26 protein-coding genes and 1 pseudogene are annotated in these 25,234 nt (G+C 46.0%); 12 read left to right on the forward strand and 15 right to left on the reverse strand.

The window, feature by feature from the left end; genetic code table 11:
• Positions 1–108 precede the first annotated feature (108 nt).
• Both ACXAD4_RS21350 and gltS read right to left on the reverse strand, forming a co-directional pair.
• Positions 109–978: an Ig-like domain-containing protein gene (locus ACXAD4_RS21350; protein ID WP_475243957.1), complete on the reverse strand. Its 870-nt coding sequence runs from the start codon at positions 976–978 to the stop codon at positions 109–111.
• A gap of 380 nt (positions 979–1,358) precedes the next feature.
• Positions 1,359–2,555: a sodium/glutamate symporter gene (gene gltS / locus ACXAD4_RS21355; RefSeq protein ID WP_475243958.1), complete on the reverse strand. Its 1,197-nt coding sequence runs from the start codon at positions 2,553–2,555 to the stop codon at positions 1,359–1,361.
• Between the two features lie 171 nt (positions 2,556–2,726).
• Here gltS and ACXAD4_RS21360 point away from each other — a divergent pair, with 171 nt between their 5' ends.
• Positions 2,727–3,665, forward strand: coding sequence for a LysR family transcriptional regulator (locus ACXAD4_RS21360; RefSeq protein WP_475243959.1), 939 nt, complete (start codon positions 2,727–2,729; stop codon positions 3,663–3,665).
• A gap of 95 nt (positions 3,666–3,760) precedes the next feature.
• On the opposite strand, the gene ACXAD4_RS21365 is transcribed toward ACXAD4_RS21360, so the two are convergent.
• Complete coding sequence (locus ACXAD4_RS21365; protein ID WP_475243960.1) at positions 3,761–4,717, reverse strand: DUF2860 domain-containing protein; 957 nt, start codon at positions 4,715–4,717, stop codon at positions 3,761–3,763.
• A 245-nt stretch (positions 4,718–4,962) separates the two neighbouring features.
• Here ACXAD4_RS21365 and ACXAD4_RS21370 point away from each other — a divergent pair, with 245 nt between their 5' ends.
• Positions 4,963–5,349, forward strand: a complete 387-nt coding sequence (locus ACXAD4_RS21370; RefSeq protein ID WP_475243961.1) for a hypothetical protein — start codon at positions 4,963–4,965, stop codon at positions 5,347–5,349.
• Positions 5,350–5,610: 261 nt separating this feature from the next.
• Positions 5,611–6,183, forward strand: a complete 573-nt coding sequence (locus ACXAD4_RS21375) for a DUF2913 family protein (protein WP_475243962.1) — start codon at positions 5,611–5,613, stop codon at positions 6,181–6,183.
• 62 nt (positions 6,184–6,245) lie between these two features.
• Here the strand turns inward: ACXAD4_RS21375 and ACXAD4_RS21380 are convergent, their stop codons facing one another.
• From ACXAD4_RS21380 to ACXAD4_RS21390, 3 genes are all read right to left on the reverse strand, one after another.
• On the reverse strand, positions 6,246–7,736 hold the full coding sequence (locus ACXAD4_RS21380; RefSeq protein WP_475243963.1) for a glutathione synthase: 1,491 nt from the start codon (positions 7,734–7,736) through the stop codon (positions 6,246–6,248).
• A 401-nt stretch (positions 7,737–8,137) separates the two neighbouring features.
• Positions 8,138–8,557, reverse strand: a complete 420-nt coding sequence (locus ACXAD4_RS21385) for a hypothetical protein (protein WP_475243964.1) — start codon at positions 8,555–8,557, stop codon at positions 8,138–8,140.
• Positions 8,558–8,641: 84 nt separating this feature from the next.
• A complete protein-coding gene (locus ACXAD4_RS21390) occupies positions 8,642–8,776 on the reverse strand; it encodes a hypothetical protein (RefSeq protein WP_475243965.1) in 135 nt (44 codons plus the stop codon).
• Positions 8,777–9,010: 234 nt separating this feature from the next.
• Between ACXAD4_RS21390 and ACXAD4_RS21395 the strand changes: the two genes are divergently transcribed.
• The 3 genes from ACXAD4_RS21395 to ACXAD4_RS21405 all read left to right on the forward strand — a co-directional run bounded on the left by ACXAD4_RS21395 (position 9,011) and on the right by ACXAD4_RS21405 (position 12,059).
• Entirely contained in the window at positions 9,011–9,547 is a 537-nt protein-coding gene (locus tag ACXAD4_RS21395; protein ID WP_475243966.1) for a GNAT family N-acetyltransferase, read from the forward strand.
• A gap of 512 nt (positions 9,548–10,059) precedes the next feature.
• Positions 10,060–10,260, forward strand: a complete 201-nt coding sequence (locus ACXAD4_RS21400) for a hypothetical protein (protein ID WP_475243967.1) — start codon at positions 10,060–10,062, stop codon at positions 10,258–10,260.
• Between the two features lie 485 nt (positions 10,261–10,745).
• Positions 10,746–12,059: a peptidoglycan DD-metalloendopeptidase family protein gene (locus ACXAD4_RS21405; protein ID WP_475243968.1), complete on the forward strand. Its 1,314-nt coding sequence runs from the start codon at positions 10,746–10,748 to the stop codon at positions 12,057–12,059.
• Between the two features lie 74 nt (positions 12,060–12,133).
• On the opposite strand, the gene ACXAD4_RS21410 is transcribed toward ACXAD4_RS21405, so the two are convergent.
• The 4 genes from ACXAD4_RS21410 to ACXAD4_RS21425 form a co-directional block, all read right to left on the reverse strand.
• Positions 12,134–12,625 carry a GreA/GreB family elongation factor gene (locus ACXAD4_RS21410; RefSeq protein ID WP_475243969.1) on the reverse strand — a complete coding sequence of 164 codons (492 nt, stop codon included), beginning with the start codon at positions 12,623–12,625 and terminating at the stop codon, positions 12,134–12,136.
• A 100-nt stretch (positions 12,626–12,725) separates the two neighbouring features.
• Positions 12,726–13,679, reverse strand: coding sequence for a transcriptional regulator MelR (gene melR / locus ACXAD4_RS21415; RefSeq protein ID WP_475243971.1), 954 nt, complete (start codon positions 13,677–13,679; stop codon positions 12,726–12,728).
• A 322-nt stretch (positions 13,680–14,001) separates the two neighbouring features.
• Complete coding sequence (locus ACXAD4_RS21420; protein ID WP_475243972.1) at positions 14,002–15,111, reverse strand: M28 family metallopeptidase; 1,110 nt, start codon at positions 15,109–15,111, stop codon at positions 14,002–14,004.
• A gap of 187 nt (positions 15,112–15,298) precedes the next feature.
• The gene (locus ACXAD4_RS21425) at positions 15,299–16,714 is read right to left on the reverse strand and encodes a DUF3943 domain-containing protein (RefSeq protein WP_475243974.1); all 1,416 of its coding nucleotides are present in this window, start codon (positions 16,712–16,714) and stop codon (positions 15,299–15,301) included.
• 309 nt (positions 16,715–17,023) lie between these two features.
• Here ACXAD4_RS21425 and ACXAD4_RS21430 point away from each other — a divergent pair, with 309 nt between their 5' ends.
• A complete protein-coding gene (locus tag ACXAD4_RS21430) occupies positions 17,024–17,767 on the forward strand; it encodes a hypothetical protein (protein WP_475243976.1) in 744 nt (247 codons plus the stop codon).
• 71 nt (positions 17,768–17,838) lie between these two features.
• Here the strand turns inward: ACXAD4_RS21430 and ACXAD4_RS21435 are convergent, their stop codons facing one another.
• Positions 17,839–18,078, reverse strand: coding sequence for a hypothetical protein (locus ACXAD4_RS21435; RefSeq protein WP_475243978.1), 240 nt, complete (start codon positions 18,076–18,078; stop codon positions 17,839–17,841).
• A gap of 358 nt (positions 18,079–18,436) precedes the next feature.
• Between ACXAD4_RS21435 and trpS the strand changes: the two are divergent.
• Positions 18,437–19,509 (forward strand): annotated as a pseudogene (gene trpS, locus ACXAD4_RS21440) (tryptophan--tRNA ligase).
• Positions 19,510–19,553: 44 nt separating this feature from the next.
• On the opposite strand, the gene ACXAD4_RS21445 reads toward trpS, so the two are convergent.
• Complete coding sequence (locus ACXAD4_RS21445) at positions 19,554–20,156, reverse strand: 2OG-Fe(II) oxygenase (RefSeq protein ID WP_475243979.1); 603 nt, start codon at positions 20,154–20,156, stop codon at positions 19,554–19,556.
• A gap of 124 nt (positions 20,157–20,280) precedes the next feature.
• Positions 20,281–20,496, reverse strand: a complete 216-nt coding sequence (locus tag ACXAD4_RS21450; RefSeq protein ID WP_475243980.1) for a TIGR02450 family Trp-rich protein — start codon at positions 20,494–20,496, stop codon at positions 20,281–20,283.
• A 253-nt stretch (positions 20,497–20,749) separates the two neighbouring features.
• Here ACXAD4_RS21450 and ACXAD4_RS21455 point away from each other — a divergent pair, with 253 nt between their 5' ends.
• From ACXAD4_RS21455 to ACXAD4_RS21470, 4 genes are all read left to right on the forward strand, one after another.
• Complete coding sequence (locus ACXAD4_RS21455; protein ID WP_475243982.1) at positions 20,750–21,424, forward strand: spondin domain-containing protein; 675 nt, start codon at positions 20,750–20,752, stop codon at positions 21,422–21,424.
• Between the two features lie 9 nt (positions 21,425–21,433).
• Positions 21,434–22,138, forward strand: a complete 705-nt coding sequence (locus ACXAD4_RS21460) for a spondin domain-containing protein (RefSeq protein ID WP_475243983.1) — start codon at positions 21,434–21,436, stop codon at positions 22,136–22,138.
• A gap of 92 nt (positions 22,139–22,230) precedes the next feature.
• On the forward strand, positions 22,231–23,001 hold the full coding sequence (locus ACXAD4_RS21465; protein ID WP_475243985.1) for a response regulator transcription factor: 771 nt from the start codon (positions 22,231–22,233) through the stop codon (positions 22,999–23,001).
• Between the two features lie 65 nt (positions 23,002–23,066).
• Positions 23,067–24,452 (forward strand): sensor histidine kinase, encoded by a 1,386-nt coding sequence (locus tag ACXAD4_RS21470; protein ID WP_475243986.1) that lies wholly within the window; start codon positions 23,067–23,069, stop codon positions 24,450–24,452.
• Positions 24,453–24,520: 68 nt separating this feature from the next.
• Here ACXAD4_RS21470 and ACXAD4_RS21475 read toward each other — a convergent pair whose 3' ends face one another.
• Together ACXAD4_RS21475 and ACXAD4_RS21480 are read right to left on the reverse strand one after the other, a co-directional pair.
• A complete protein-coding gene (locus tag ACXAD4_RS21475) occupies positions 24,521–24,811 on the reverse strand; it encodes a DUF3303 domain-containing protein (RefSeq protein WP_475243988.1) in 291 nt (96 codons plus the stop codon).
• A gap of 162 nt (positions 24,812–24,973) precedes the next feature.
• On the reverse strand, positions 24,974–25,213 hold the full coding sequence (locus ACXAD4_RS21480; protein WP_475243990.1) for a hypothetical protein: 240 nt from the start codon (positions 25,211–25,213) through the stop codon (positions 24,974–24,976).
• Positions 25,214–25,234: the final 21 nt, after the last annotated feature.

Here is a 25,234-nt window from a genome sequence, read left to right on the forward strand (position 1 = left end):
GACATAAAAGCCACTTCAGCTAAATCGTTTAGCTCAATCCTATCATAAGCTTAGAAGCAAAAAGGGCAGCTTATTTAACCGCTGCCTTTAATAATGCTTAGATAGTATTTATTCTACAGTTACGGTGACAGGCTCAATAGACTGCAAGCCCGCAGCGATTGGGTAAACGATAGCGGTTCCTTTACCCACCGCAGTAATAGCCTGATTATCAGGTGTCGCACGAACAATACTCGAGTTATCAATCACCCAGCCATCAATTTCATTAATATCGACAAGACTACCTGAGTTGTGCATACCGCGAATTGAAGGGGTAAACTGAGAGCCGACGGCCATAGTGGTACGACTAGGGAAAGGCATTACCCACTCGAATTCAGACTGGCCTTCACTCACATCGATGCGGATTTCTTGTGAACGAACACCGTCAGCACGGGCAATAAGCAAACCGTAGCCTTCTTCATGAGCAGTCACTAACCCGTCTTCCGAAACAGTTAGCTCTTTTGAAGAAGTAACGACTTGCCACTGAACAGCGCTGGTGACATCTTGTTGCGAGCCGTCAGAGTACGTCGCTTGTGCCTGTGCTTGCTGTGATTCACCAACAGCCATATTTCGGTGAGGGAATTCTACCGTAATTTCATCGATAACAGCCTCCCCCACTTTAACGGTTGCAGGCTGACTCGAATTGACCCCTTTGTAAGTTGCAGAGATCAGCGTCAAACCACTCTTCACACCAAAAACAACGCCATTTTCTGAAATAGGGGATACTTCAGGGTTGCTGCTGTGCCAAGTCACCCCTTGTGGATACATCTCGTAGCCATCATTGTAAAGAACGCGCACTGTCATTGGCTTTGAAACACCTGAATCAATGGTTACATTGTAAGGTGAGACGAAAACCTCAAGCACCTCTCGCTCTTCTGCAATACCCGGGGTGCTCAATGCACCAAAAATGCTGACTAAGAAAAGATTCTTCAACTTCCACATGACGAATAAAACTCCACTGAAAAAAGCGGCTACCTCGACTAAAAACGGGTAGCACTAAAAATAATGAGTAAACGCTCAAACACAGCGTTGGTCATTTAAAACGACATGGAGAAGAAATAACTAATTTAAATAACCTTGAGTTAAATATGACTTAAGAAATTTAAATTTTTCATTTTTATATTATTAGAACCATTCTAAGTAACAAGCACTTTACATAAAGATGTATTTACAGCCGTATAGTAAAAACTACCTGAATCAACATCTCGATTTTTTGGTTACGGTTACATTGTGGATAAGAGCCCCTTATCAAAGCATTACGATTAATCAATTAATGAGATAACGAACATGGCATCAACATCACGATTTAAATGTCTTTGACATTAAAACATCATTAGGAAGCCATTAATAATCAGCACATTGGCAATATCAATAAAGAAGCCGCACACCAACGGGACAATGACGAAAGCCTTATGCGCCGCACCATATTGTTGGGTTACTGCGGTCATATTCACTATCGCCGTAGCCGTTGAGCCTAGGGTGATCCCGCCAAAGCCGGAGCTGATAACAGCGGCTTCGTAATCCTTACCCATCGCCCGGAATACCACCAATAGGGTGAACCCAACAGATAGAGCCACCTGGCAAAATATCACAACACTCAAGAACAATAACGAGCTCTGCAATTGCCATAACTGAAGCCCCATCAATGCCATAGTCAAAAACATCCCTAGGCATATGTCAGAGATAAGGGTTTGACCCAGCTGGGCGTTGCGGCTGGTCTTTTGCTTTAGCACTACTGATTTGAAATTACCAATAATAATCCCCGCCAATAGGCAAGCTACAAACATAGGTAACTGAAGGCCGAGCGATGCAAGCGCAATATCGACAAAGTAGCCGAGCATTAGGCTCAAGTTGAGCATCAACCATGCATAAAGGTAACCAAAATGATCCAGCTTGACGGTTTCATTATGGCAAACACCGATATCCAGTCGGTGATCGGTATTGGCTTCCAAGCGATAACTTTTAATCAGGTAGTTAGCGATTGGTCCACCGACCAAACAAGCAGAGATAAGCCCTAGGGTATTGCTGGCAATACCGATTTCAGCGGCGCTTTCTAAGCCCATCTCTGCAAAGGTTGGCGACCAAGCCATGGTTGTCCCTACCCCACCAATCAAGGAAATAGAACCCGCCATTAAACCCAATAATGGTTCGAAGCCAAATAAGGACGCGATGCTCACACCGACAATATTCTGCAAAGCGATATACACCACCGCCAGCAGTGTCAGTATCAAAAGCGGCTTACCACCAGATAAGAGTGTTCTAATATTGGCACTTAATCCAATACCAGCAAAGAAATACAGTAATAAGGTATCCCTTGCCTCAAGTTTAAATTCAATTGTGGTATTAAAGAAGTAATAAATAATAGCAACGAAGATGGCACAAAAAAAGCCACCAATAACCGGCTCAGGAATACTGTATTTTCTTAGCAACTCAAAACGCATAGTGGCAAACTTGCCAATAAACAACAGGCAAATTGCGAGCGTAAAAGAAACAAAACCGTCAATCACAACAGTCTGCATAGCTTATCTACCTTAAATAAATTTTTAACCTAAATTATTAAGCGGAAGATTTAATGCCCCGCTCAAGTTAATATTCACTAACACATTGAATACTAATCTTTTAAATCAATCAGCATGTGCTATGTTAGTAACAGATTGATATTGGAAAATGGCATGGAGTAGACAGCGCAGATGAAAACCAACCTTGAGGATCTTGACCTTAATCTCCTAAAACTACTGCGTGTGGTGGTAGAAACTCGCAATACGTCGACTGCCGCAGAAAAGCTCGGTATTTCTCAAACCAGTGTCAGCCGAGGGTTGGCAAAGCTGCGCGAAACATTTGGCGACCAGTTATTTATCCGCAAAGCCCATGGCGTCGAACCTTCAGAGCTGGCCGAGAGACTCGCAGAAGCGGCTGAAAACATGCTGACTCCTTTTGCCAATGTACTCGACTCATACCAGAGCTTTAACCCACTCGAATATAGCGGCAAAGTTGTTATCGCCCTCGAGTTAAGCCTTCTTGAAACGTTTGGCCAAGGTATATACCAGGCACTCAATGACGCACTCCCCAATGCTTGCCTCGAGCTCGTTTATTGGCAAGAAGGCTCGTTGCAAGACATTCTCGATCGTAAAATCGATTATATGATCCACTTTTCACCTTACCCGCTGCCTCAAGACCTTTATGCTCACCATCTCAGCAGCCTAAAAGTAAGCTTGGTTGCAAGGAAAGACCATCCAGTTCTAAGTCAAACCAGCGAACTGGAGTCTATCGCTCACCTTCCGGTAGTGAAGCTCGTTTCCGATGCGATAAACTTAAAACATGACCCCTTTGATGAACTCTATTTAAACAAAGGTTTCACGCCCCAAATTGCACTCAAAACACACAGTATTCCCGTTGCTATTACAAAGCTAGAAAACTCCGATGCCATCAAGTTCAGTAGCAGTTACCTCATGAACCTGAGCGATAAATTGGCCTGTTACCCTTTGCCTAAGATGCCAGCATATTTAACAGAGTTCAGTATTTCTGGAAGCTACCTTCAGTCCAAACGGGGCTACCCGCTCAACCAGCATCTGCACCAAACCATGCAAACCTTCTTCGATAGCGTAGTTCAACCCCAAATAACCCAGTAACTAGTCATTTCAGGATAACCAGCGATAGTGACTGGTTACCTGAACTGTTGTCAGAATCTATGTTTTCAGAGCTCCTGTTATCAGAGCCACTTTGATTAAAACTGATAGCTCATACCTACTGTCATCAAATATTCTTCACTCTCATAAAAGTCAATATTTGAGGTGTTAAAATTTGCCCCTGCCAATGACACTAAACTCCAGTTTTCCCAGCCAGCAAAATCGGCATACTCATAGGCTAAAAAGACTTTGTAACGGTTATCCGTGCGCTCTTTGTTGAAAATTGGGTTGTTGCCATCATAGTCTCGGTACGCGTAGCCGCCCGTCAGCGCCAAGCTGTGTGCATCGACAGACGTAAAATACGTCACCTCTGCTTTATATTGATCGAACGTTTCAGCTTTACCTTTCGCATCGTGATGAGTATACGACACGGAAGATACCAAGCCAGAACGCGCGCTCAGCATCGCATTGTGCGAGCCCTTAATATAGTAAGTCTCATGGTCACGGTGCAATGCCTGATCTGTGACTTGCTCATTATCTATTTCCGCAGTGGCATAAGCCATATCCAGTGACATACCAGAGTTATTGATGTTATTGAGCTTTATACGGAACGCATGGCCTTCAACATCCGTTTTTTGTCGGTTGCTGCCTGTTTGATAAGGATTAGCCCACACTTCACCAGAAACTACCGTTGGCAAAAAGGCTGCGTCCAACTGGGTGCCGTTGGCAAAATCGTATTGGTAACCTATTTCAAATGCCAGATCACCTACCGCAAGGTCATCCCTTGAAGTACCCAGATAGACGCGTTGATTACGATCTTCGCCAAGTTCGTAGCTAATACTACCTAACGGAGCGGCAATAAAATCATTGGTATGGGAACCTTTACTCGTTATGTCTTTTAAACGTGCATCGCCATTGGTACTCAAGTTTGAATTCGTAGACATATACCCCGAGGTCACTATGATTTCACCACTCAACCGAGAAGGCTCATTGGCAAAACTCATTGTCGAAAAACCGGTAAGAAAAGCTGCTGTATATAAAAGGTAATTCTTCATCGTCATCTCTGTCTGAATTAATATTGGCTTTCAAAAAAGGGCTGAACTTAAGTGAATGCAATATTAAGGTGTGAGTATAAAATTACTACGCATAACAGAAATTCATTTCTGGGCACTAGACAAAATATTCATATGTGCAATGCCATTAACATCGAAAACAATTTTGAATTTCTCTTATTCATGGCAGAAGAGTAAAAGTGATGTTAGCTTTATTTCAATAACATATAGTCAGTAGAGAATAAAAAATGTCATTTTATGGTTCACTAGAAAAAGATAACAGCATTAATATTTATATTAATGACCGACCTTACAAGATTGATGATAAAGGCCAAGGTGAGTGTGAAATAATATTAATAGATGCTTCACATGAGCATTTAGATATTTGCAATAAAAACATCCAATCTAAAAGATCAATTACAATAGATATAACACCAGCATGGAATGATAATATTAATAATTTATCAATCGCTAGTTTATTCGAATTAGCCAAGGATATACACCTACTCGCTGATATCTACTGGATCGAATCACTCACAATCATCGACTTAAGCAATAATACCCAGCTTGGCGAGATATTGAAGTCAACATTCCGCTCAAGACTACAAAACGAACTGGCGCTTGGGTATTACTAGTTTTATTGAGGGTATAATCAGGAAGCTAAGTCGTTCCACCCAGAGCCTTACCAATGGGCACCATTCATGAAAAACCTCGAAATAACCAGCCTATCTCGAGGTTCTTTGCCTTCAGCTAGGCTGCACTATATCCCACCTTACACAACACGCTGCCACTGCCATTTCTCTCATTTGCAGTTAATGAGAGAAAATGTAAAAAATTTTTTTCAAAGTTCGATATAATGAATCCGATAATCTTGTAGAGATTTGGATAGTACGTTAATGAACCAAACCCAGCAGTTGCTAGATGTTAGTACCAATGCTTTATTGCTCCTCGAATTTCAGAAACTGGACAAGCACCTTTCCTTAGCTGAAAGAAATAATATTTTAGTTAAGTACTTCAAACGTATAGCTAAATCCAACAGATACCGGGCAATCAAAAAAACAGCCAAGCAGTGGATTAATGTTGGCCGTCACCCTGAAGGTGATTTGGAAACCACACTGAGTAATGAAGTCGAGCAACTCACACAGACTTGCTCCACCGATTTATACCGCTTTGTCGGGCTGGTTGACGACATTGAGTCTGAGCTGAAAACCAAAGTGCAGTATTCCCAAGCGCACAAAATTGACCTCAATGCCCGCTACGGCAAGGTTTTGGTCTGCGTGGTGGATGAAGATTTGAAAGCCAGCTTCGACGAAGAAGGCTTAATGACCAAGTCGACCCAAATCTTGTTCATCGGTGCTACAGATGACAAAGACACCTTCTCGGCAGTGATCGATAAGTGTGATGATTTCCAATCGGTTATCGCTTACGAAGATGAAAATCACCTTCGCGTTGAGTTATTCAGGCTCTAGCTAATACGAAAAAAGGAGGCATTGCTGCCTCCTCGTTTATTGCCAAATCATCGCCAATGCGGTTAATCAATCAGAGTTAGCGAATCGAGGATCCCCTTACCACTAAGGATCCCCCCTTCGTTTTCACTGGCTGGCTTACTGCGGATCAAATACCCTGCATAGCCATCAAGCTGTGTGACAGGCTCACCTTTGAAATAAGCCGTAAACAAGCCAATCTCGCTGACTAAATCCGCGACGAATGTCTGCTCGGCATCACGAACTGCAACAGTCGGTGTTTCTCGCTCGTGCGGATACAAACGTTGCATCAACGCCCAGGCATCATACTCTTTCGGAGTTATCTCTCTGAGTTTCGCGGTGATATCTTCTCCAAACACGCAGTGACCACCGCCTTCACCTTGGTTTTTCAGCACCCACTCATGTTTAGCCGCTTGGGTATTGAACCATTCAATCGTAGCGCTATTGACTGGCTTCATCTCGGCCAGCACACTTTTGACTAGCTGTGCTTCTTCAAGGCTCAGCCCCCAGCGCGCATAGTCTTCCGCTGGCATCATGGTCAGCAGCATCTGCATCGATTTACTGGTCGCCAACTGTTGGCTGATTGTGGCATTAACCGCGACATGATGCTGTTCGATGAACAAACGAGTCTGGCTCAAAGTATGGCAGCAGATAGACTCGTTAAGCTCTGGTGCCCAGTAGTCTGAATACTGGTATCCTGCCCGTAGGTAAACCACATCAATGGCACCAATCCCTTCCAGTATCAAACGCTGGCCATCGCCAGTCGAAAGCTGAGATCTCAGCTGTTCGAACGTACGGCGAACAGTGCGCAAGCCCAGTTTCTGCAATGCAACCTCAAGCAAATGCTGGTCATAAACGTTGTCTTCTTTCTTCTGCACCACCATCAAAAAAGTGGGTTTCCCTCCACCACTGAAATCGGCCTGGATTTTTTTCGCTGAGGTGGCAATCGCATAGGCCAACTGCTCAAGGCCCTGGTTCGGAGCCGCAACCGCATTGCTGTCTTCAACCCAGTGCTGATAAGCCTCCGGCCACTGGTTTTGCATATAAGCATGGAACTCTGTTGCGCGCTGACCAAATGGCCCCATGCCTGCGGCAATACCATTGAACTCAATTACCTTGGCGCCATGCTGGCGATCATCCATAAAATCAGTACGCATCAACAATAGCGGCTGACGAGCGGGATTACGCCTTTCATTGATATCGCCATGTACCTGCTGATGAAGCGACATCAAGCGGCCGAAGAATGGATCGGCTTTCGCCATATCACCCAACGACGCCTGTAAGAAATCATGATCTTCAGAAACTTGGCTGATCAGTTTGGTGATCAGCGGTGTGACCTTCAACAAATGCTCATAGACTTCACGCTCCATCGTCATTGGCGCAATGCTGAATGGGCAGTGCCTTGCCGTATTGTCAGCCTGTCTGAATGCTACGCCATGCATGATCGCCCACTCACAGGCATCTTCGATGATTTGCTGCGACAGCAAGCTGTCCTTTACGAGATTTGTTTTTGCAGGAATAGGCTTTACGTTCGTCATACTTTTTCAACTCTTACACTCAGCGATTGAGACACCGTCTTGGCCTAGCTGATGCTCATAGCTACCAGCCAACTGCTGGATAAACACATGCGCTTTAACTTACTTGCCTGCAACACCACAATGACAATCAAGTATTGGCGGGCAAACACTTTCATGTAGCGCAATAATTTCCAATTATCCAGAAATATCGATCTAAAACAAATTTTGCGTGCTGGGCGCAGCCACAAAACCAAATGCAACCATAGCCAAATGAACCCATAGCCAAATGCACCTATAGAAAGTCGAATGAGGGAGGAAAAAGACGAAATAAAATGAAGAAAAAGTGGGGCCGTACTATGTCAGATTGGTAATCAACATGAAAAACAGTGGGATATAAGTGATTTTACGCTAGCTCAGTTACGCTAGCTAATAACACAAGCCTTCTCAGCCAACAGACGATCAAGCTCTGTACTGGCATGCCAGTCATTAGCTTGAATTGCTCCGTGTTTCACGGTATGTAAGTCGGTATTGGGAAAGACATAAACATTATGGTGAACACCAGGTTTTACTGTAATCACTTCACTCTCTGTCACCTCTTTAATACGAGCTTTGCCATCCAGGAGCTCAGCGAAGAGGATTTTGCCCGATTGAACAATGTACGTCTCGTAAGTCGAGTTATGATAATGACTGTTCTGCCATGCACCTTCAGCATTAGGGTAACGAGTACGGATATAACCGGAGCCATCGCTGGCTTTCATTCTATGGCGCGTTTCACCATTGGCCATCACTTCGCTGTTGGTTTGTAGCGCATCGGATACTGAATACGAAGAATGATTTTTCATCTGGAATGTATGAAGTTTTATGTACCGCGGTTAGAGAACCGCGGTACGGAAAAAGTAAGTAGTGAGAATAATGTTTGATTGGGGCTAGATGTCTAGCCAGTCATTGAAGTCGACCCAAGATAAATCTCGGCTTTTCATCTGCTCGACGTAAAGTTCATACTCGGCACATTGCGCATCACGCTCGGTATTGCGCCAGTTGTTGTCTTCTTTCAAACTCATAAATCCATCCTTGAATCCAAATGAAGGTTGAAACACCTACGGTCAATTCACCCTATCACTAAAAAACAAGGTTGCAAACAAAAAACGTTTATTGCCCAAAAAACTGGATAATTCACCGCAAATCAACTACTCAGCACATAACTGCTAAATTTTGCCGTTTCGCCGAATTCAGTATTGACCTGTCTACAGCTTTACAGTTTATGCTGCTGCCATCAGTTTTGAGGAGAGATTAAAATGTATTACGGCATCTATGAGAAAAGCCAATCCGAAACCATAATCGAGTTATTTACCCAAACGTTCTCAGATTCAGAAGGCCAAAATGAAGGCAAAGTGATTGGTCAGCTCGTCAGCGAGTTAATGGAATCGACAAAAAGCGCAGACATATTCACCTTTGTCGCCAAGGACGAAAACGAGATCGTTGGCAGTATTCTGTTTACCCGCCTGACATTCGAATCAGACAAGACCGCTTTCTTGCTGGCACCTGTTGCCGTTAGCACACAAAGCCAAGGCAAAGGTATTGGCCAGGCGATAATCAAAGCTGGCTTGGACGCACTCAAGCAACATGGCGTGGATCTTGTATTTACCTACGGTGACCCAAGCTTCTACACCAAAATTGGCTTTGAGCGTATTACCGAACAAGAGTTTCAGGCACCACTGCCATTGTCATACCCGCACGGTTGGATGGCGCAATCACTGACCGAGCAGCCACTTGAAGCTATAGCGGGTAGTTCATCCTGTGTTGAGGCGTTTGACAAGCCGGAGCTTTGGTAACAAGTACTCACTTAGCAAGCGTTTTGGCTCATCCATTGAGCCAAAACACCTACATTTACTGATTACTTTACCTATAAAAACCAACACAACCCATCAAAGATCACATTATTTTGCAAATTAATGTATTTACTTCTGCATCGTTTAGCGTTAGTTTGATCTGGTCTGCTACTCAGACCGAAAATGATTTTCGAAGTCGACACCTCACTTCTCGCCAAAGTTAGATGCACCCCTAGAAGATTATTCCTATTACTATGCCACTGCGTGCTAAGTTGCGAGCACTCTGCAGTGATGAGTCAGTGAGCTAGGTGACCTCCTGACGAATACACCAATAGAAAGGTCAATGAGTAAACCGGAACAGCACTTGCTGGTATCCGGCAGGACAAGCGCTGTCTTCAGCATTTGTACTCAATTTGATAGCCACAATCTCAATGCAAGTTCCCTCTTATAGGTTATAGGCAAACACGAAAACGCCTGCCGGGACAGAATGCAGAGTTTGGGCACAAGGAAAAATTATGAATTCACATACCGGAATTATCCGCAGCTACAACCCAACCAACCGCACCGGCCTTATCACTTGCGATCTTGGTGGTGACATTCGCTTCTGTGGCGCCAACATTACTAGCCAAGGCCAACCGGCATCAGGTAGCTTGGTCGAGTTTGTCATGGACGATTCAAGCAAAAACCTACAAGCTGTAAAAATTAAGTTTATTTAATTTTGGCTACAGAACAGACGGCGCTCATTTAAGGGCGCTGTTTTCTTAACCAATCCCCGCCAACCAACCCGCTCATCCTTTAACCAGTTGTAAACCACTCTTTCCGCTGTTTTTCTTTCTCCCGAATGCATTGCGATGCATCATTAGCCACAAATATAAAACCAAGCGCATACGCTCTGTCAGAGCAATGTTAAGAGTCACTTTTTTCTGCTTTCATCAAATCGAGCTAATCTAAGCCGTAAAAAATCAAACATACTTCACAAAACGAATATCTTTTACGCAAGAAAACTGATTTTTTTGGGATCGCGGAACCTTTTTAACACACGCATTGTCTCTTTATGGCAGACTAGCGCTTCTTTAGGGATGCATATTTATAGTCATTCAAAAAATATTCATGGTTATGGGCCACAGCAAAAGGCGACATAACCCGAGATAAAGAACCTTTATCAAGAAAAATCAGCAAAAAAACGACGAGTTCTTTTACCATGTCTACGCAAAACTCGACGCTTTCTCGAAAGTGGATGTCGACCAAATTACTGGGGATCGCTGGCTTCTCGCTACTGACGATTGCAGCGCTCCTGACACAAACCAGCACCAATCACCGCACGGTTCCGCTAAACCTTGCGATCTCATCAACCCCTTGGTCTCCAAGCGATCAAGCCGAACAGCCAGTCTATGAGCCGCCTCGCTACGCTTATACCATCCAAAAAGGTGATACGCTTAGCCAGATTTTCTCCCGACTAAATATTCCTTTGCGGTCGATTCAAGAGCTTCAAGAAGCCGATCTCAACCATTTGAAGATTGATACACTGCAACCGGGCAATACTTTGCGATTTTGGGTCAATTCGGCCGAAGGTAAGCTCAACCGTCTGGAATTAGAATTTAACGTTGCTCAAAAAGTCGCCTATCAGCGATTAGAAGATAACAGCTTTGAAGTCGAGGAAATTGCCATTCCTGGTAACTGGGATGACGTGGTTGCCAGCGGTGAGATCCACGGCAGTTTCTCAGTATCGGCTCAGAAAGCAGGGCTGAACTCTACCGAAATCTATGAGATCACCAGCCTGTTGCGTGAAAAACTAAATTTCTCTCGTGACCTACGCGCTGGCGATAAGTTCGAAGTGGTTGTTTCCCGCCAGTCGGTCGACGGCGAAATTACCGGCCAGCATGAACTGCGAGCCATCCGTATTCACAGTAGAGGCAGAGCAACCACGGCTTACCTACATAGTGATGGTAACTTCTACGATTCCAAAGGTGAGAGCCTACAACGCGCATTCTTGCGCTACCCATACGAGCGTAATCGTACATACCGCGTTAGCTCCAACTTCAACCCTCGTCGACTACACCCAGTTACGGGTCGTGTATCCCCGCATAACGGGGTAGATTTTGCCACACCAACCGGAACACCTGTCATTTCAACCGGTGACGGCGTTGTTACCCAGGTAGTTAATCACCCGTACGCCGGTAGATATGTCGTTATCCAGCACGGTACCAACTACCGTACCCGCTATCTGCATAACAGCAAGATCCTTGTTCGCAAAGGCCAGAAAGTATCACGTGGTCAACGCATTGCCCTTGCTGGTGCAACAGGTCGGGTAACCGGTCCGCATATCCACTATGAATTCCATATTCGTAACCGCCCAGTGAACCCAATGACCGCCAATATCCCAATGGCTTCATCGGTTCCAAGCAAAGAGAAGGGACAATTCAAGGAAACTGTGGCGCTGTATGACGAAATGATGGATAACCCGAACCGCTCGATGTTCAGTATGGCTGATACCGAACAAGAGCCGAAAGCATAAGCGGGTATAAACAATAAAGGGGGAAGCATGCTTCCCCCTTTAATTTAATAACCATTGGTAGTCAGTACCTACTATCAGTAGATAGCTTCCACTTCATAGAACACCACCTTACCGCCAATATGCACTTCGGCCTCTTCGCCAAGCACCAACCCTAGCAAGGCTTCGCCCAATGGCGATGTCGGAGTGACCACAACTATCTCGTGATTTTCAAGCTTCAGCTTGATGCCTCCTGCTGCAGGTCCAAAGAATATCCACTTTTCATTGTCGTCTTCATCAAGAAGATGGACCAGACATCCCAGCACGACTTCATCCAATGCTTTCGGCAGTGACGTTTTCAATTGATCGTAAGCATTGATATCCGCCAAGCACTCGGCAACGCGCTGTGACTGCCCATGTGCCAAGTAGGCCGCTTCAATCGCCAAAGTATCATATTGGGTTTCTGCAACACTCTGATCATCCGTTGCCGCACTGTGCGCCTGATCAGCGGCATGCATCGCCCCTTGGTAGGCTTGTCGTAAATCGTCGAGGATAAGATCAATGATCTGAAGTTTATGGCTGGAATTCATGGTGTCGGTGTTTTCATTGAAACGAGATAGAGGTGAAAGTGTACCGTGGATTGCCTTATATCCCCAAGCTACTTAATCATATGAAGCAGGCTGGCAGAGATCATTTCGGAATGCCTTGGAAATCCAGAGTACTATCATGCTGAGCCAGCTTATTACTCTTGCGGCTAAGTTTGCGAAACTCCGTAGGCGTCATTTTCATATAGCGCTGGAAGGTTTCATAAAAGCGGCTGTTGGAATTGAAACCCACCGTCAGCGCAATATCGAGAATCGTTCGGTTAGTATCTGCTAACAATGCACGGGCATGGTTAATGCGCATGGAAGTGACATATTCCTTTATGGTCATCTTCATCACACTTTGAAACAAGTTCATCGCATAGTTGGTATGCAAGCCAACATGCTCAGCGATACTTTTCACTGTCAAAGGAGAGTCATGATGACAAGCAATATATTCCAAGATTTTCTGCACATGGAACTGCGAGTGCTTGGAAAGCCCTTTCATGCTGCCTTTGCTTTCCATGGTATGGGTCAGCTTCTCCCAACCAGTCAAACATACTCGTTTGAGCATCAAAGACATTTCATCGGCAGCCAACTGGCGAAAGCCAATATCATTGCTTTTGCTCTCTTCCATCCAGAACGCAATCTGCTGCTCTGTGACCAGATTTGGCAACGCAGACTGAACAACCGTGCCATGGGTGATCTGATTGAGCAGGTTTTCGTCCAGCGGCCAAGCCAGGAAATAATGAATGGGTATATTCAAGATCCCCATATTACTCGACTTACCGGGCTCGATAAGTTGATGTGGCGTGGTAGCCCAGAAGATCCCTATATGCCCGTTATTGATTGTAAAAGGGTGGTCGTTGATAACATAGTCAACGTCATCACCAAAAGGGATGTTCACTTCAATCTGACCATGCCAATGGTAGCAGGGCATATGGTGCGGCTTACGTAGCTCAATATGGATGGATTCATACGAAGAGAAGAGGCTCAGCGGCCCAATCGCATCGGCATCAGAGCTATCTTGCGGATTCTCATTCTGGGCAATTTGCTTAGCCATTGTTCCTCTGTATGCCGGTCGGAAAAACAGAAGCGAATATACGATACTCGAGACATGCCTGCCGAGAATTATTCCATAAATTGTGAGGTCCAGCCCAAAGCCTACTTTCACACAATAGAGGCAAGCCCTAACTCACAATAAAAAAAGGCCATCAGAAGGTGTGATGGCCAAAAGTGCTAAAAAGATACGATTTACCCAATTTACCTAGCGTGGTTGGGTGGGTTTACCCAAGTGATTGGGTATAACTGTCTTTGGAAGAACGCAGCAATTTATACCCTTGAACTACCACTAGGTAAAACAAGCTTTTTTTATCGTTTATATCTTATTTTTCATCGATGTAAGTACCAGTCGTCAACAGCCTTAAAACGATATTCACATTATCGCTTAATTGTTCATCCACTCGACCGGGGAATAGTTCTTCCAGCTTATCTAAACGATCAAGTTCGGTGTGCCAGATTTTACCCCATTTCGATTCAGTATCACGGTCACACGCTGTTTTATTCTCAGTATCATAGCAGTCCCAAGCATCAGGATTCGTTGTCTGAGAGTAACCGTCATAACCCCATTTACCGTTGATATTGAAATTGGTCGCTTCGACATAAGCGATAGGAATACCGGCACAGGCAAAGCCCGCGTGATCTGACCATGAACCAGTTTCACCCTCAGGATATCCCGGGAACTCTGGGTGTACTGTGTATTTGCCATCCTCACCTTTGACATCAATAGATGCTTGTAACATGGCATCTCGTACATGGGTTTGGGAGTTATAATCTGATTCGGTTAATCCCAACTTCTCACAGGTAGATTGATACTCGGCATAATCAGAGTGAGCGGCGTGAACATAAACGTAATCACCACCTCCGACAGTATCGTAATTAATCATGGCAATGACGTTATCCAATTGATTATTGTCCAACGCCTGACGTACATAGTGCAGAGAGCCATTCAAACCATTTTCTTCTGCCCCAGGGAAGAGGATACGCACTGTATATGGTAGCGATTCTTGCATCAGGTTTTCCGCTATCGCCACGGCAGCCGCAACACCAGCACCGTTATCCGTTGCTCCTAATGAGCCGTGATCAGAGCCTGTTGAATCATAATGTGCAGCAAGAACGATAGTTTTCTCACTCGCCCCCTGTTTTTCAATAATGTAGTTTTTCGAAGATAAAAGCTTATCACCTTTTTGATAAGTAAAAGGCTGAACCTCCACGTCGTAACCAAAACCAGTCAATTTGTCGTATAGCCAATTGCCCATGGCAGCTTCTTCAGGCGTACTTGCTTCTCGTGCACCGATACCCTCAATTTCATCAGCAATGTCTACGAGGTAGCCGGTCGCCTTCTTACCATAATCAATAGTGTCAGAATCGCTGTTACAACCGCTGAGGCCAATTAAGACAGAAAGGGAAAGTAAACTGATAATTCCATTTTTCATGATCGCACCATTATCTAATTTCAATTATTTGTTGTTATTCGAAATTAGTATCTGAAATGGAAATATAAAAACCGTGATTAATATCGCGCACGTATAATTCACAAGCAGAAAAATGCAACTTTGAGAGCTAGGTCAACTCGGCATAAATAAAGATAAAAAGTGCGTACTATTACGCACTCAAATTTAATCACCACCTTTCTCCGCGGCCAAAACGATAGACTAACTGACCCGAAAATAGATCATCGTTGGTTGATAGTTTCCCACTGTAGAAATGTACCCAATCGGCCTGCAGCGCCCAGTTACTGTTTAGTTTATAGTGCAGGCCTAGCCCGCCGTTCACTTGAAAAGTGGTGGTGTCCCGGTCTTTTTCCAGTAATGTTTCGCCGATCCCGGCATTGATATAAGGACGCAGATCATCGTCACCAAAGAAATAGTATTGGAAATCGAAGCTGTAATTTTCATAGGTGATGCTTTCACCCGTAGTCTTGCTGTCGGTATCTATACGGGTATATTGCAGGCGGGATGATAAAGAAGGAGTATAATACACACCCAGAGTGATCATCGGCGCCCAGCTATTTTCGATCCCCCACTCGTCATCCAAATCCAGATAACGACCACCAACTGAAATACCGACAATGCCGTAGTCCACGGGATCATGGGTTGTGACATTGCGAACCCGGGTATAGCTGCGGCGCATCGCAGGGCTGGTATCACCCTCACCGAACTGGAAGTTCATATTTATATTGAACTGGCTATCTGTCTGGCCGTTGGGAAGAGCGACATCTTGAAAGCCGATATATCCGGTACCGGCTTTCACCACATCACGCCCCATCAGGTGGTTTACCCCGCGGCCGAGGGTATCAACGGGATCAAGCAGGAACAGCGCCGTGTTACCCATCCACTCTGAATCCCAAACTTTACCCCCACCCTGAATGATTTCACGTTCTTTCTGGAAGGCCCATTCACCGTAGACCCAGCCAAGTACCGGGGTAACAACCAAGTCCTGTACAGCAGGAACTTCAGCAAACGCCTCGACACCATACTCCCAATAGAAAGTAGACATCATGAAGGAATAGACAAACGCATCCCACTGGCGGTACCCCGACTTACGCGCAATTTGGTAATACACCCCACCAAAATAAGGATGGCCAATGTAGTTGATGTACCAAACATCCCTATCCCATACCGGACCATCCCTAACATTATCCCACCACTTTTCCAGCAGGCGATCATCACTGGTATCCCAGTTGGAGATATCCTCCGGCAACAAGGCAATAAAACCCGCCACACCGACGCCATACCAGAAAATAGACTTAGTTTGTGACCAAAGGCGATCGATATCTTCGCCATTTTCTCCGGAGAACAAGGCAACGTTATATGGCGAGTCATAAACCGATACATTACGCGGCACCTGCTCCCAAGTGGTATTAGTATAGGGAGATTTCGAGTATTTGGATGTATAGGTTGGTTGCTCTAGGGAGCTATCTGAGAGAAAAAGAGGCTGCTGCGACTCAACTTGAGCTTGCCCAACATCATCATTCACACCTTCAGCCGTAGCTATTGATGATGCCAACGCTAACCCCACTGCCATTGCTAACCGCATTTCAACCTCCTTTCAAAACGACTCTTGGCGTAAACATCGAAAACTAAGCCTTTACATTGGCTATTAATTTCAGACACTTAAAAACCATACCCTTGAGTATAGTTAACGCAAATAAAAGAAAAGAAGTGCTTGGAGTAGAATATCAATTCTCAGATCTGTCGCACAATTTTACAGCTATTGCCGCTTAATCCTCTCTCCCCTCTCCCCCCCAAAAAAAACCCCGGCACTCGTCGCCAATTTTCAATGCTATTTTTCATTTCCTGCTAGCCTTTAACATGGAGTTTTCTCTACAAAATGGAAGGAATGAATATGAACCTGATCGCCAAATCGGCTGTAGTCATTATTTCAGCCATTACTTTAGCCTCCCCTTCAGTCATTGCGGCACAGCTCTCTGATGCCGATTTACAGGCCGCGATGGAAGCCAAATTAACTGAACAATTAAAAGACGAGAAAGTGGCGGCTCACACCGCGGAGTTCATCATGAACAATTTGCTCACCTGGCAGGGAGAACCGCTTCCGCTCGATCAAGCCGATAGCATCATTGCCTATGCCTTCGGTAACCGAATTGCCGAAAACGGCAACCAATCACCGGGGCCGATGAACAAAGCACTGGCAGATACTGTGGTAGAAATCTACGAAGAAACCGGTAAACCCATCTATGCCCAATGGGAGATTGCCCAAGAGATTGGCGATCGCGTGGAAGCTAAAGATCTCACTGCGATATATCCAAAAGTCGGCTCTGACGGCACCATCATTTACTTAAGTACCATTGGCGTTGCCGAAGAGATAGTGAAACTGGCAGGTGGAGCCGATAAGCTCGGTAAAGCCGTTGTGGTCGGCTTCTATGAACACAGCCTGCGTACGATCAACACAACCAAAGATGCAGGCATCGAAGCTTACGCACCGGAAGGTATCGAGCTTCCCCATGACTATGATGAGGATTCAGGCCAGCCATGGACACGCGATGCGCTGATTTTTGTGATGCATGAAATCCGCAACCGGGGAACCAACGAACGCACCCGGCTGATTGAACAGGCAAACAAAGAAAATTAAGCAATAGATTGTTTATTTAAATAGGACTCGGTGTGGCTATTTTCTGCCGCATCGAGTGTGTACCAATAAGATTATAACGACTCTTGCACCACTGACTGATCCAAATAACGAAGAAGCTCGGTAGGAGAACATTGACGTAAAGCAATACGGCGCAAAATATCAGCACTTACCTCATCGCCACCCAAGCAGCGTTGAATCGAGGCGTTCACATGATGCAATTCAACACCATCATGACACAGCGACTCTATCCACTGGTATTCGACGGAGTCTAAATCTAAGATGGTATCTCGCCCTATTGACAACTTAACCATTTGTTTCACCAAATATATTCAGCAATAACACACTCCATTCTATGCACAAATATGCTGCTTGCCTACGATCCATATCACACTGGTATGATGAGTTTTATTTTTATACGCCTCTTTTAAATGCCTCATTGCTCGGCAAGCAGGGTGTGTTGACGGCCCTCGAAAAACAGTGATAGGTTAATGGCATGCAAATGATTAATTCCAAGCCTTCTATCAACCTTTCTTGGTGGCACTCTCTTCATTAAAGAGCGGTGCTGAATAGTCATATTTGTTCAAAGCCGCCGGATGGCAGGCTACGAACAAATTACCTCTCTTGTCTCCGGCGTTGATTTATCAACTCACGATATTACGGAGACATACAATGCGAAATACCCCAACCGCGTCAACTACAACAGCGGCTAAAGCCACAACGACAACAAGTGACAGCAAGGACGTCAGAATCCAAAAGATCCTGACAGGTGATCGCGCCACGGGCCAGCTTCATCTCGGCCATTTTGTCGGTTCATTGAAACAACGGGTTGAGCTGCAATATCACAACCAACAAACCATACTTGTGGCCGATATGCAGGGGCTCACCGATAATGGCAACACTCCCAGCAAGGTCGCCGACAACATCCTCAATGTAGTGGCAGACTATCTTGCCGTCGGTATCGACCCGGCTAAAACCACTATTTGCTTACAGTCCGGCATTCCAGCCCTTGCCGAGCTGACCATGTATTACGCCAACCTGGTTTCTATTGCCCGCCTAGAGCGCAACCCGACGGTAAAAAGTGAAATTAAAGGAAAGAATTTTGGCCGTGCTATTCCGGCGGGTTTTCTTACCTACCCGATCAGTCAGGCCGCGGATATAACAGCTTTTCAAGCCCAGTTAGTCCCAATTGGTGACGATCAGCTGCCTATGTTGGAGCAGACCAATGAAATCGTCAGGAAGGTCAACGCCCTTGCGAGCCGCGAAGTCCTAAGAGAATGCCAACCATTACTGAGCAATATCAGCCGGTTGCCTAGTGCTGACGGCAAAAGCAAAATGTCTAAATCTATGGGTAATGTGATCACGCTGGACGCATCCGACAAAACCATTAGCCAAGCAGTGAAGCCATGTATACCGACCCGAACCACCTCACTATCGACCAACCGGGGAAAGTCGAAGGCAATGTCGTATTCACATACCTGGATGCCTTCCACCCCGATACTGAATATGTCGCTCAATTAAAAGAACATTATCAACGTGGCGGATTAGGTGACGGCAAGACCAAGCAAATCCTTACCGACTGTCTGCAAACGCTTATCGCGCCAATTCGTGCTCACCGTCAGGCATTAATTGCGGATAAAGGATATCTGATTGAGGTATTAAAGAAGGGAACCGAACAAGCGAAACAAGAATCTCAACAGACACTTGATAACGTAAAAGCGGCATTCGGGCTAAATCTACTATGAAATAAATAGCCATACTCTGAACATTCAGAGTATGGCTAAAAAAGTTACTGCGCTATATCCAGCATATTGTTTTTAACACCGTTGGTTCGGAACCAGCCCGCAATACTAAAGCGCTCCATATTGGTAGGCAGTACTTCATGAGGGAATTGCTCAGACAAAAACACGAACAAACGACCGGACTTGGGCGCAAGCTTCATCAGCTCCTTATCTTCCAAATCGTAAACCACCAGCTCGCCAGCATCTTGCTCTTCCCAGCTGTCATTCATGTAGAAAACTGTAGTCAAACGGCGGTTTTCATTGCCTCTGAAGCAGTCGAGATGCTTTTGATAAAAGTCCCCTTTTTCGTATTTAGCAAAATGGGCTTCATACTCAAATAAGCCGAGGAAGAAATGTTGGTTCACTTCACGGCGGATAACTTCCATTCGCTCTAAAAAGTCTTGCACTGCGATGCCTTGATCCGCTGCCAGCCAATGGATTTTGTCGCTACGAATAGATGACTCTCTTGCCACTTCATCGTTGCGGCCAATTCGCGCCTTGGTCCACTTCTCTGGCAAACAAGTTTTTAGTTCATCTACCTGCTCAGGAGAGAGGAAGTCATCCCACACAAAATAGCCCTGGGTTGCCAGCGCATCGATCAACTTCTGCATCACGTTTTCACATTATTAGAAAAGGATGCGGGTTATATCGCTGATAATGGCTAGCGGCAATTCGGGTTCTTCATGGTGACGATAAGGAAATTTTCAGGTCACTTTTAGGGGTATTTCCACCCCGTTATTTCCAACCCATAAGCCAGCGGCTGCTATCTTTGAGCTCTCGCCAATCGAGCTCATACATCCGGTGGTTAATCACCGCTTGAATCAGGCAGAAAACCACCTTTTGGTTTTCATCGTACTCAACGTCAATCACCATAAAATGCTTCTCACGCCCTTCGACTTCCACTTTGGTCCACTTGCTACCATATAGCGACTTAGGGTGTACCCGGTTCATGGCAATCTCCTATAAAACGCTTTTACCTCAATACATAATCTAAGGGAGTGCAGATTAATCATCAAGATTCTTGTTCCTGATCCTAGTTCCTAGAGACAGGAGGGGAGAAAGGAACTTCTTTTCCCAGGAACTAGGATCCGCTCTTCCCAGGATCTGCTTTTTTCCTTTGTGAGAAATTTGTGAGAATTTTTGGAGAGTCCTGCAAGATTTGCCCGCCATAGTGAAGGTAACTCACCAACACAGGGAAAGAACAATGAACAAGACACTTACGGCCCTCTCTCTAGCAGCAGTCTTCATGAGCGCAGGCCAAGCCCAAGCAGCAGAAATTGATGTCACTATTACCAATGCGACCAAAAACATTTACTTCACCCCTTTATTGGTCGCGGCACACAGCAGTGACATCTTCTTGTTCCGCAGCGGCCAAGCTGCAGGTTCGGAAATCGAGCTGATGGCCGAAGGCGGAGATATCGGCCCATTGTCATCCCTTGCCAGTAATGCCGGAGCCGTGGTGGTTTCCAACCCCGCTGAAGGATTCCTTAACCCCGGCGATTCAGCCACAACCAGCATGGATACCGGCGATGCCGACAGCTTGACCATTACCGCAATGCTATTGCCAACCAATGACGCATTTGTTGGCTTGGATAGCTGGCCTATTCCATCAACGCCGGGGACTTATACCGTTCGCCTCAATGGTTATGATGCCGGTACCGAAGCCAACGATGAACTTGTCGGCAGCATGCCAACCCCACCATTTATCAACTTCGGCACTGGTGGTACCGGGGTAGAAACCACCGTCACTAATGACACCGTCCATATCCACCCGGGTAACCTTGGGGATAACGACCCTGCCGGTGGCCTCAGTGATATCAGCAGCACAGCCTACCGCTGGCTCAACCCGGTTGCTGTTGTTACCGTCACCGTGAAGTAAGGAGGCAGCATGAAGAATTATCGCTTACTCTTGCTCGCGGCCAGTGTTGCGTTTTTGGTCGGTTGCCCGACTGATTCGGACGACGATGATCCAGCGCCACCGGAAGAGACATTCGCGACATTCAATGTCGAGGTTAAAAACACCTCAGCCAACCAACCGCTGTCGCCACTAGCAGTGATCGGCCACAGTAGTGACTATCAATTATTCACTATTGGCGAGCCCGCATCGGAAGCGTTGGAGATGCTGGCTGAAAGCGGTGACAACAGTGCGCTGCTGAGCGAACAGGCTGATAGTATATCGGTACAAATGGCTGGTAGTGGTGTGATCCCGCCATCAGGGAATGACACCGTCACTGTGACTATGGATACCACAGCTTCGCCATACCTCTCAGTTGCCAGCATGCTGGTGAATACCAATGATGCCTTTGTGGCTGAAACGGCGATGGACTTGGCTTCATTGGCTGTGGGTGAAAGCGTGCGCATCGCGATGCCTGCATGGGATTCAGGCACCGAAGCCAATGATGAAGCAGCAGAGACCATCCCAGGGCCAGCGGCTGGCGGAGAGGGTTTCAATAGTTCACGGGACGATAACGACCGAGTCTCGTTCCACGCTGGTGTGATCAGCAAAGATGACGGGTTGGACACCTCTGTACTCGATGCCACCCATCGTTTCCAGAATCCAGCCGCCCAGTTGATCATCACTCGTACCGAGTAACAGCAGGTAAACCTGCCCTTCTCATTATTGAGTGAAAGATATTTTCCAAAGCCCGGTCATCTGAGGGAGCCAGCTCCTTCAGATGATTGGGTATGACAATGACCTTAGCCGAAAAACAGGTACCAGCCGCTATGATCCTCATCGTTGAAGATGACAACGACCTTGCCGATCTGATCAATATGCATTTGTCTTTTCAAGGGCATGATGTGGTTCGGGTCACTAGCCTAGAGCAGGCCAGGCAGGCGTTGGCCAAACAGTCTTTTGACCTTCTTGTGCTTGACCGAGGGCTGGAAGATGGCGATGGCTTGAGCCTATGTCAAGGGATCCGCCAGCAGCAGGTGGGCAGCCAACCTTGGCTTCCCGTACTGGTACTTACCGCCAAAGATGCGGAAAAAGATAAAGTCGAAGGCTTGGAATCAGGCGCAGATGACTATCTGACCAAGCCTTTTAGCGTGCTGGAATTTCAGGCAAGGGTCAGGGCAATGCTGCGCCGTCAGCACTTCAGCAATGCAGCGGTTAATGATCCAGTTATTGCCCCAGATATCGCGGAAGACAACCCAGACAATGTGCTGAGTTTTGGTGATTTAATCATCAACCCCGTGACCCATCAGGTTGAATTCAAACATAACGCAATTTCACTCACCGCCACAGAATTTACCTTGCTGCACTTCTTGGCTAAGCGACCAGGTCGAGTATACAGCAAAGATGAATTGCTCGATGCGGTCTGGCAAACCCAATTTTCTGGCTACCACCATACCGTGTGTAGCACTATCAATCGTTTAAGAACCAAGCTCAACGCCAATAACGACGATCACAAATACATCCACACCGTTTGGGGCGTGGGGTATAAATTCGAAGCATAACAACCGACAAGCAAACGGCCAAATGTCAGGAACTAGAGCATAAATACATGGGTTAGGAGAAAGCAATGAATTACAAGATCAGACTTGTGCTGCTCACCGGTTGTTGGTTCATCCTGTCTATTCTGGTCATTGGCAGCTTGTTCAACGTCCAGCAGGCTTATGTCGAGCAGCGCACCCAGCAAAACCTACACCGTGAACTTGCCGCGCACATGCGAGACGATAGCCCCTTGATGGAAGGCAGCGACTACAACCCCAAGGCGCTCAAGTCTATTTTCCACACCTTGATGCTACTTGGTCCTGACTTTGAAATTTACTTTCTCGATAACGACGGCAATATCAAAAGCCATGCCGCCCCCGAAGGTAAAGTGCTCACCCAACAGGTCAGCCTCGCTCCGATTAACGCCTTCCTCTCCGGCAAGCCTTTCCCTATCCTGGGCGATAACCCGCGTAATACCTCGCACCAGAAAGTCTTCTCGGTCGCACCGATTATGGAAGGTGATACCACCCTAGGTTATCTCTATGTGGTCATTGGCAGCGAACAGCGTGCCTTGGCGGCGCAATTTAGTGATTTCGATGCTTTGCTTCACTCACCCGTTGCCTGGGTCGCTGCCGCAGCACTGTTACTTGTGCTCGGCTTTAGCCTGAGTGTCTATCAGCTAACCAAATCGACCTTGCTCAACCCAATCAGGCAAGTCACCCAAGATCTGAACAAACAGGCCGAAAACGGCTACCGGTTAAAGCCCGAAGCCATGCTCAACGTGACTGAACTCAAACCCATCGCCAAACAGATGTACCTCATGGCACGAACGATTTCCCAGCAATTTCTTCAACTTGAGCATCAAGAACAAAAACGCCGAGAACTGCTGGTACAACTGAGCCATGATCTCAAAACGCCACTCGCCAGCGTGTTGGGTTATTTGGAAACATGGCAAATACAGGCCGAAAAACCAGACTCACTGATAAATACCGCCCAACGTAATGCGCAAAAGCTATCAGAAATGCTCGCGCAGCAAATTGATGTCGCCCGTAAGCAATCCGTGCTGACCGAGCCGAAATTTGAGGCCTTGAAACTCAGCAATATTCTTCAAGACGTTATCGATACTATGCAGCCGGTAGCTAACAAGAAGCAGGTTGAACTAACGCTAAATATCCCCAAGCAGGATGCCGTTTTTGGGGACAAACAATTATTACAACGGCTATTTACCAACTTGTTCGATAACGCCATCCGCCATGCTCCGGTATCAAGTAAGGTAAGGCTCACTATCAATCCTGAGCCTATTGGGATGGGAATTTCTCTAGAAAATGACATCGACTCTCAAGCGCCGCATGGCAGCATGGGGCTGGGCACCAAAATCATTCAATCCATCCTGATGCTGCACCAGAGCCAGTTGAGTACCCGACAGGAAGAACAGCATTTCGAGCAATCCTTCAGCCTTCCTCTTCCCACCTAGTCACCACTTCTCCTGAAGCGGAATGAGGAAGGCGCTTTTTATCTCAAGCTTTCGCTATGGCTTGAATGCTATGGTGAAAGCCTTTCACCCATTTCTCGGGCCATGGCATCATCAACCACGGGTTGCACCGTAATATCCATCTCACCGTTCCACTTCAATGCGTAGGCAGTAACCGCCTCTGCACTGTCGGACTCAACAATACAAACTCCCGTTCCGCTGACCAGATCATGCCAACGGCCTATCATCTTTATATCTGGCCCCATTAGAGCCTTATCTTGCTCTTCGGTAATTTTGGCGAAGTGGGCAAGAATAGGATGTAACCGGCCTTGATATACCTGCCAAGTGATCAGGAAAGTCATGGAATACCTCTTCAATCACGCATCAAACGTGTTGAGAGTATAGTCACAGATACCCACCCTATATCAGTTAGAATGGATATCTGTTTGAGTGGGGATCTGTTTTTGCAAAATAGGAATCAATTTAGGAGGAACTGCTGGGCTAGAAGAAAATAAAAGCAACATTTATATAAAAACAAAGCATTGGATATATTGGAAGAAGCGCGTACGTTTCATGCTGCGCACTTTGTCTAACGCCTCATCTTTTTTGAGCTGCTGGCTATCGCACATCGCATCGATATAAGAACGATCTGTCGAGCTCAGGCGGTAAATTTCACGCTCAATAATCGTCAGGCACTCTGACTTGGTATAGCCAAGGGCTTGAAGCTCGTGTACGGCTGGCATATCAATACTGGACAGTTTCATGGTGCTTCTCCTTAACAGAGA

The sequence above is a fragment of the Photobacterium sp. AWH4_225 genome (genome assembly GCF_056158405.1).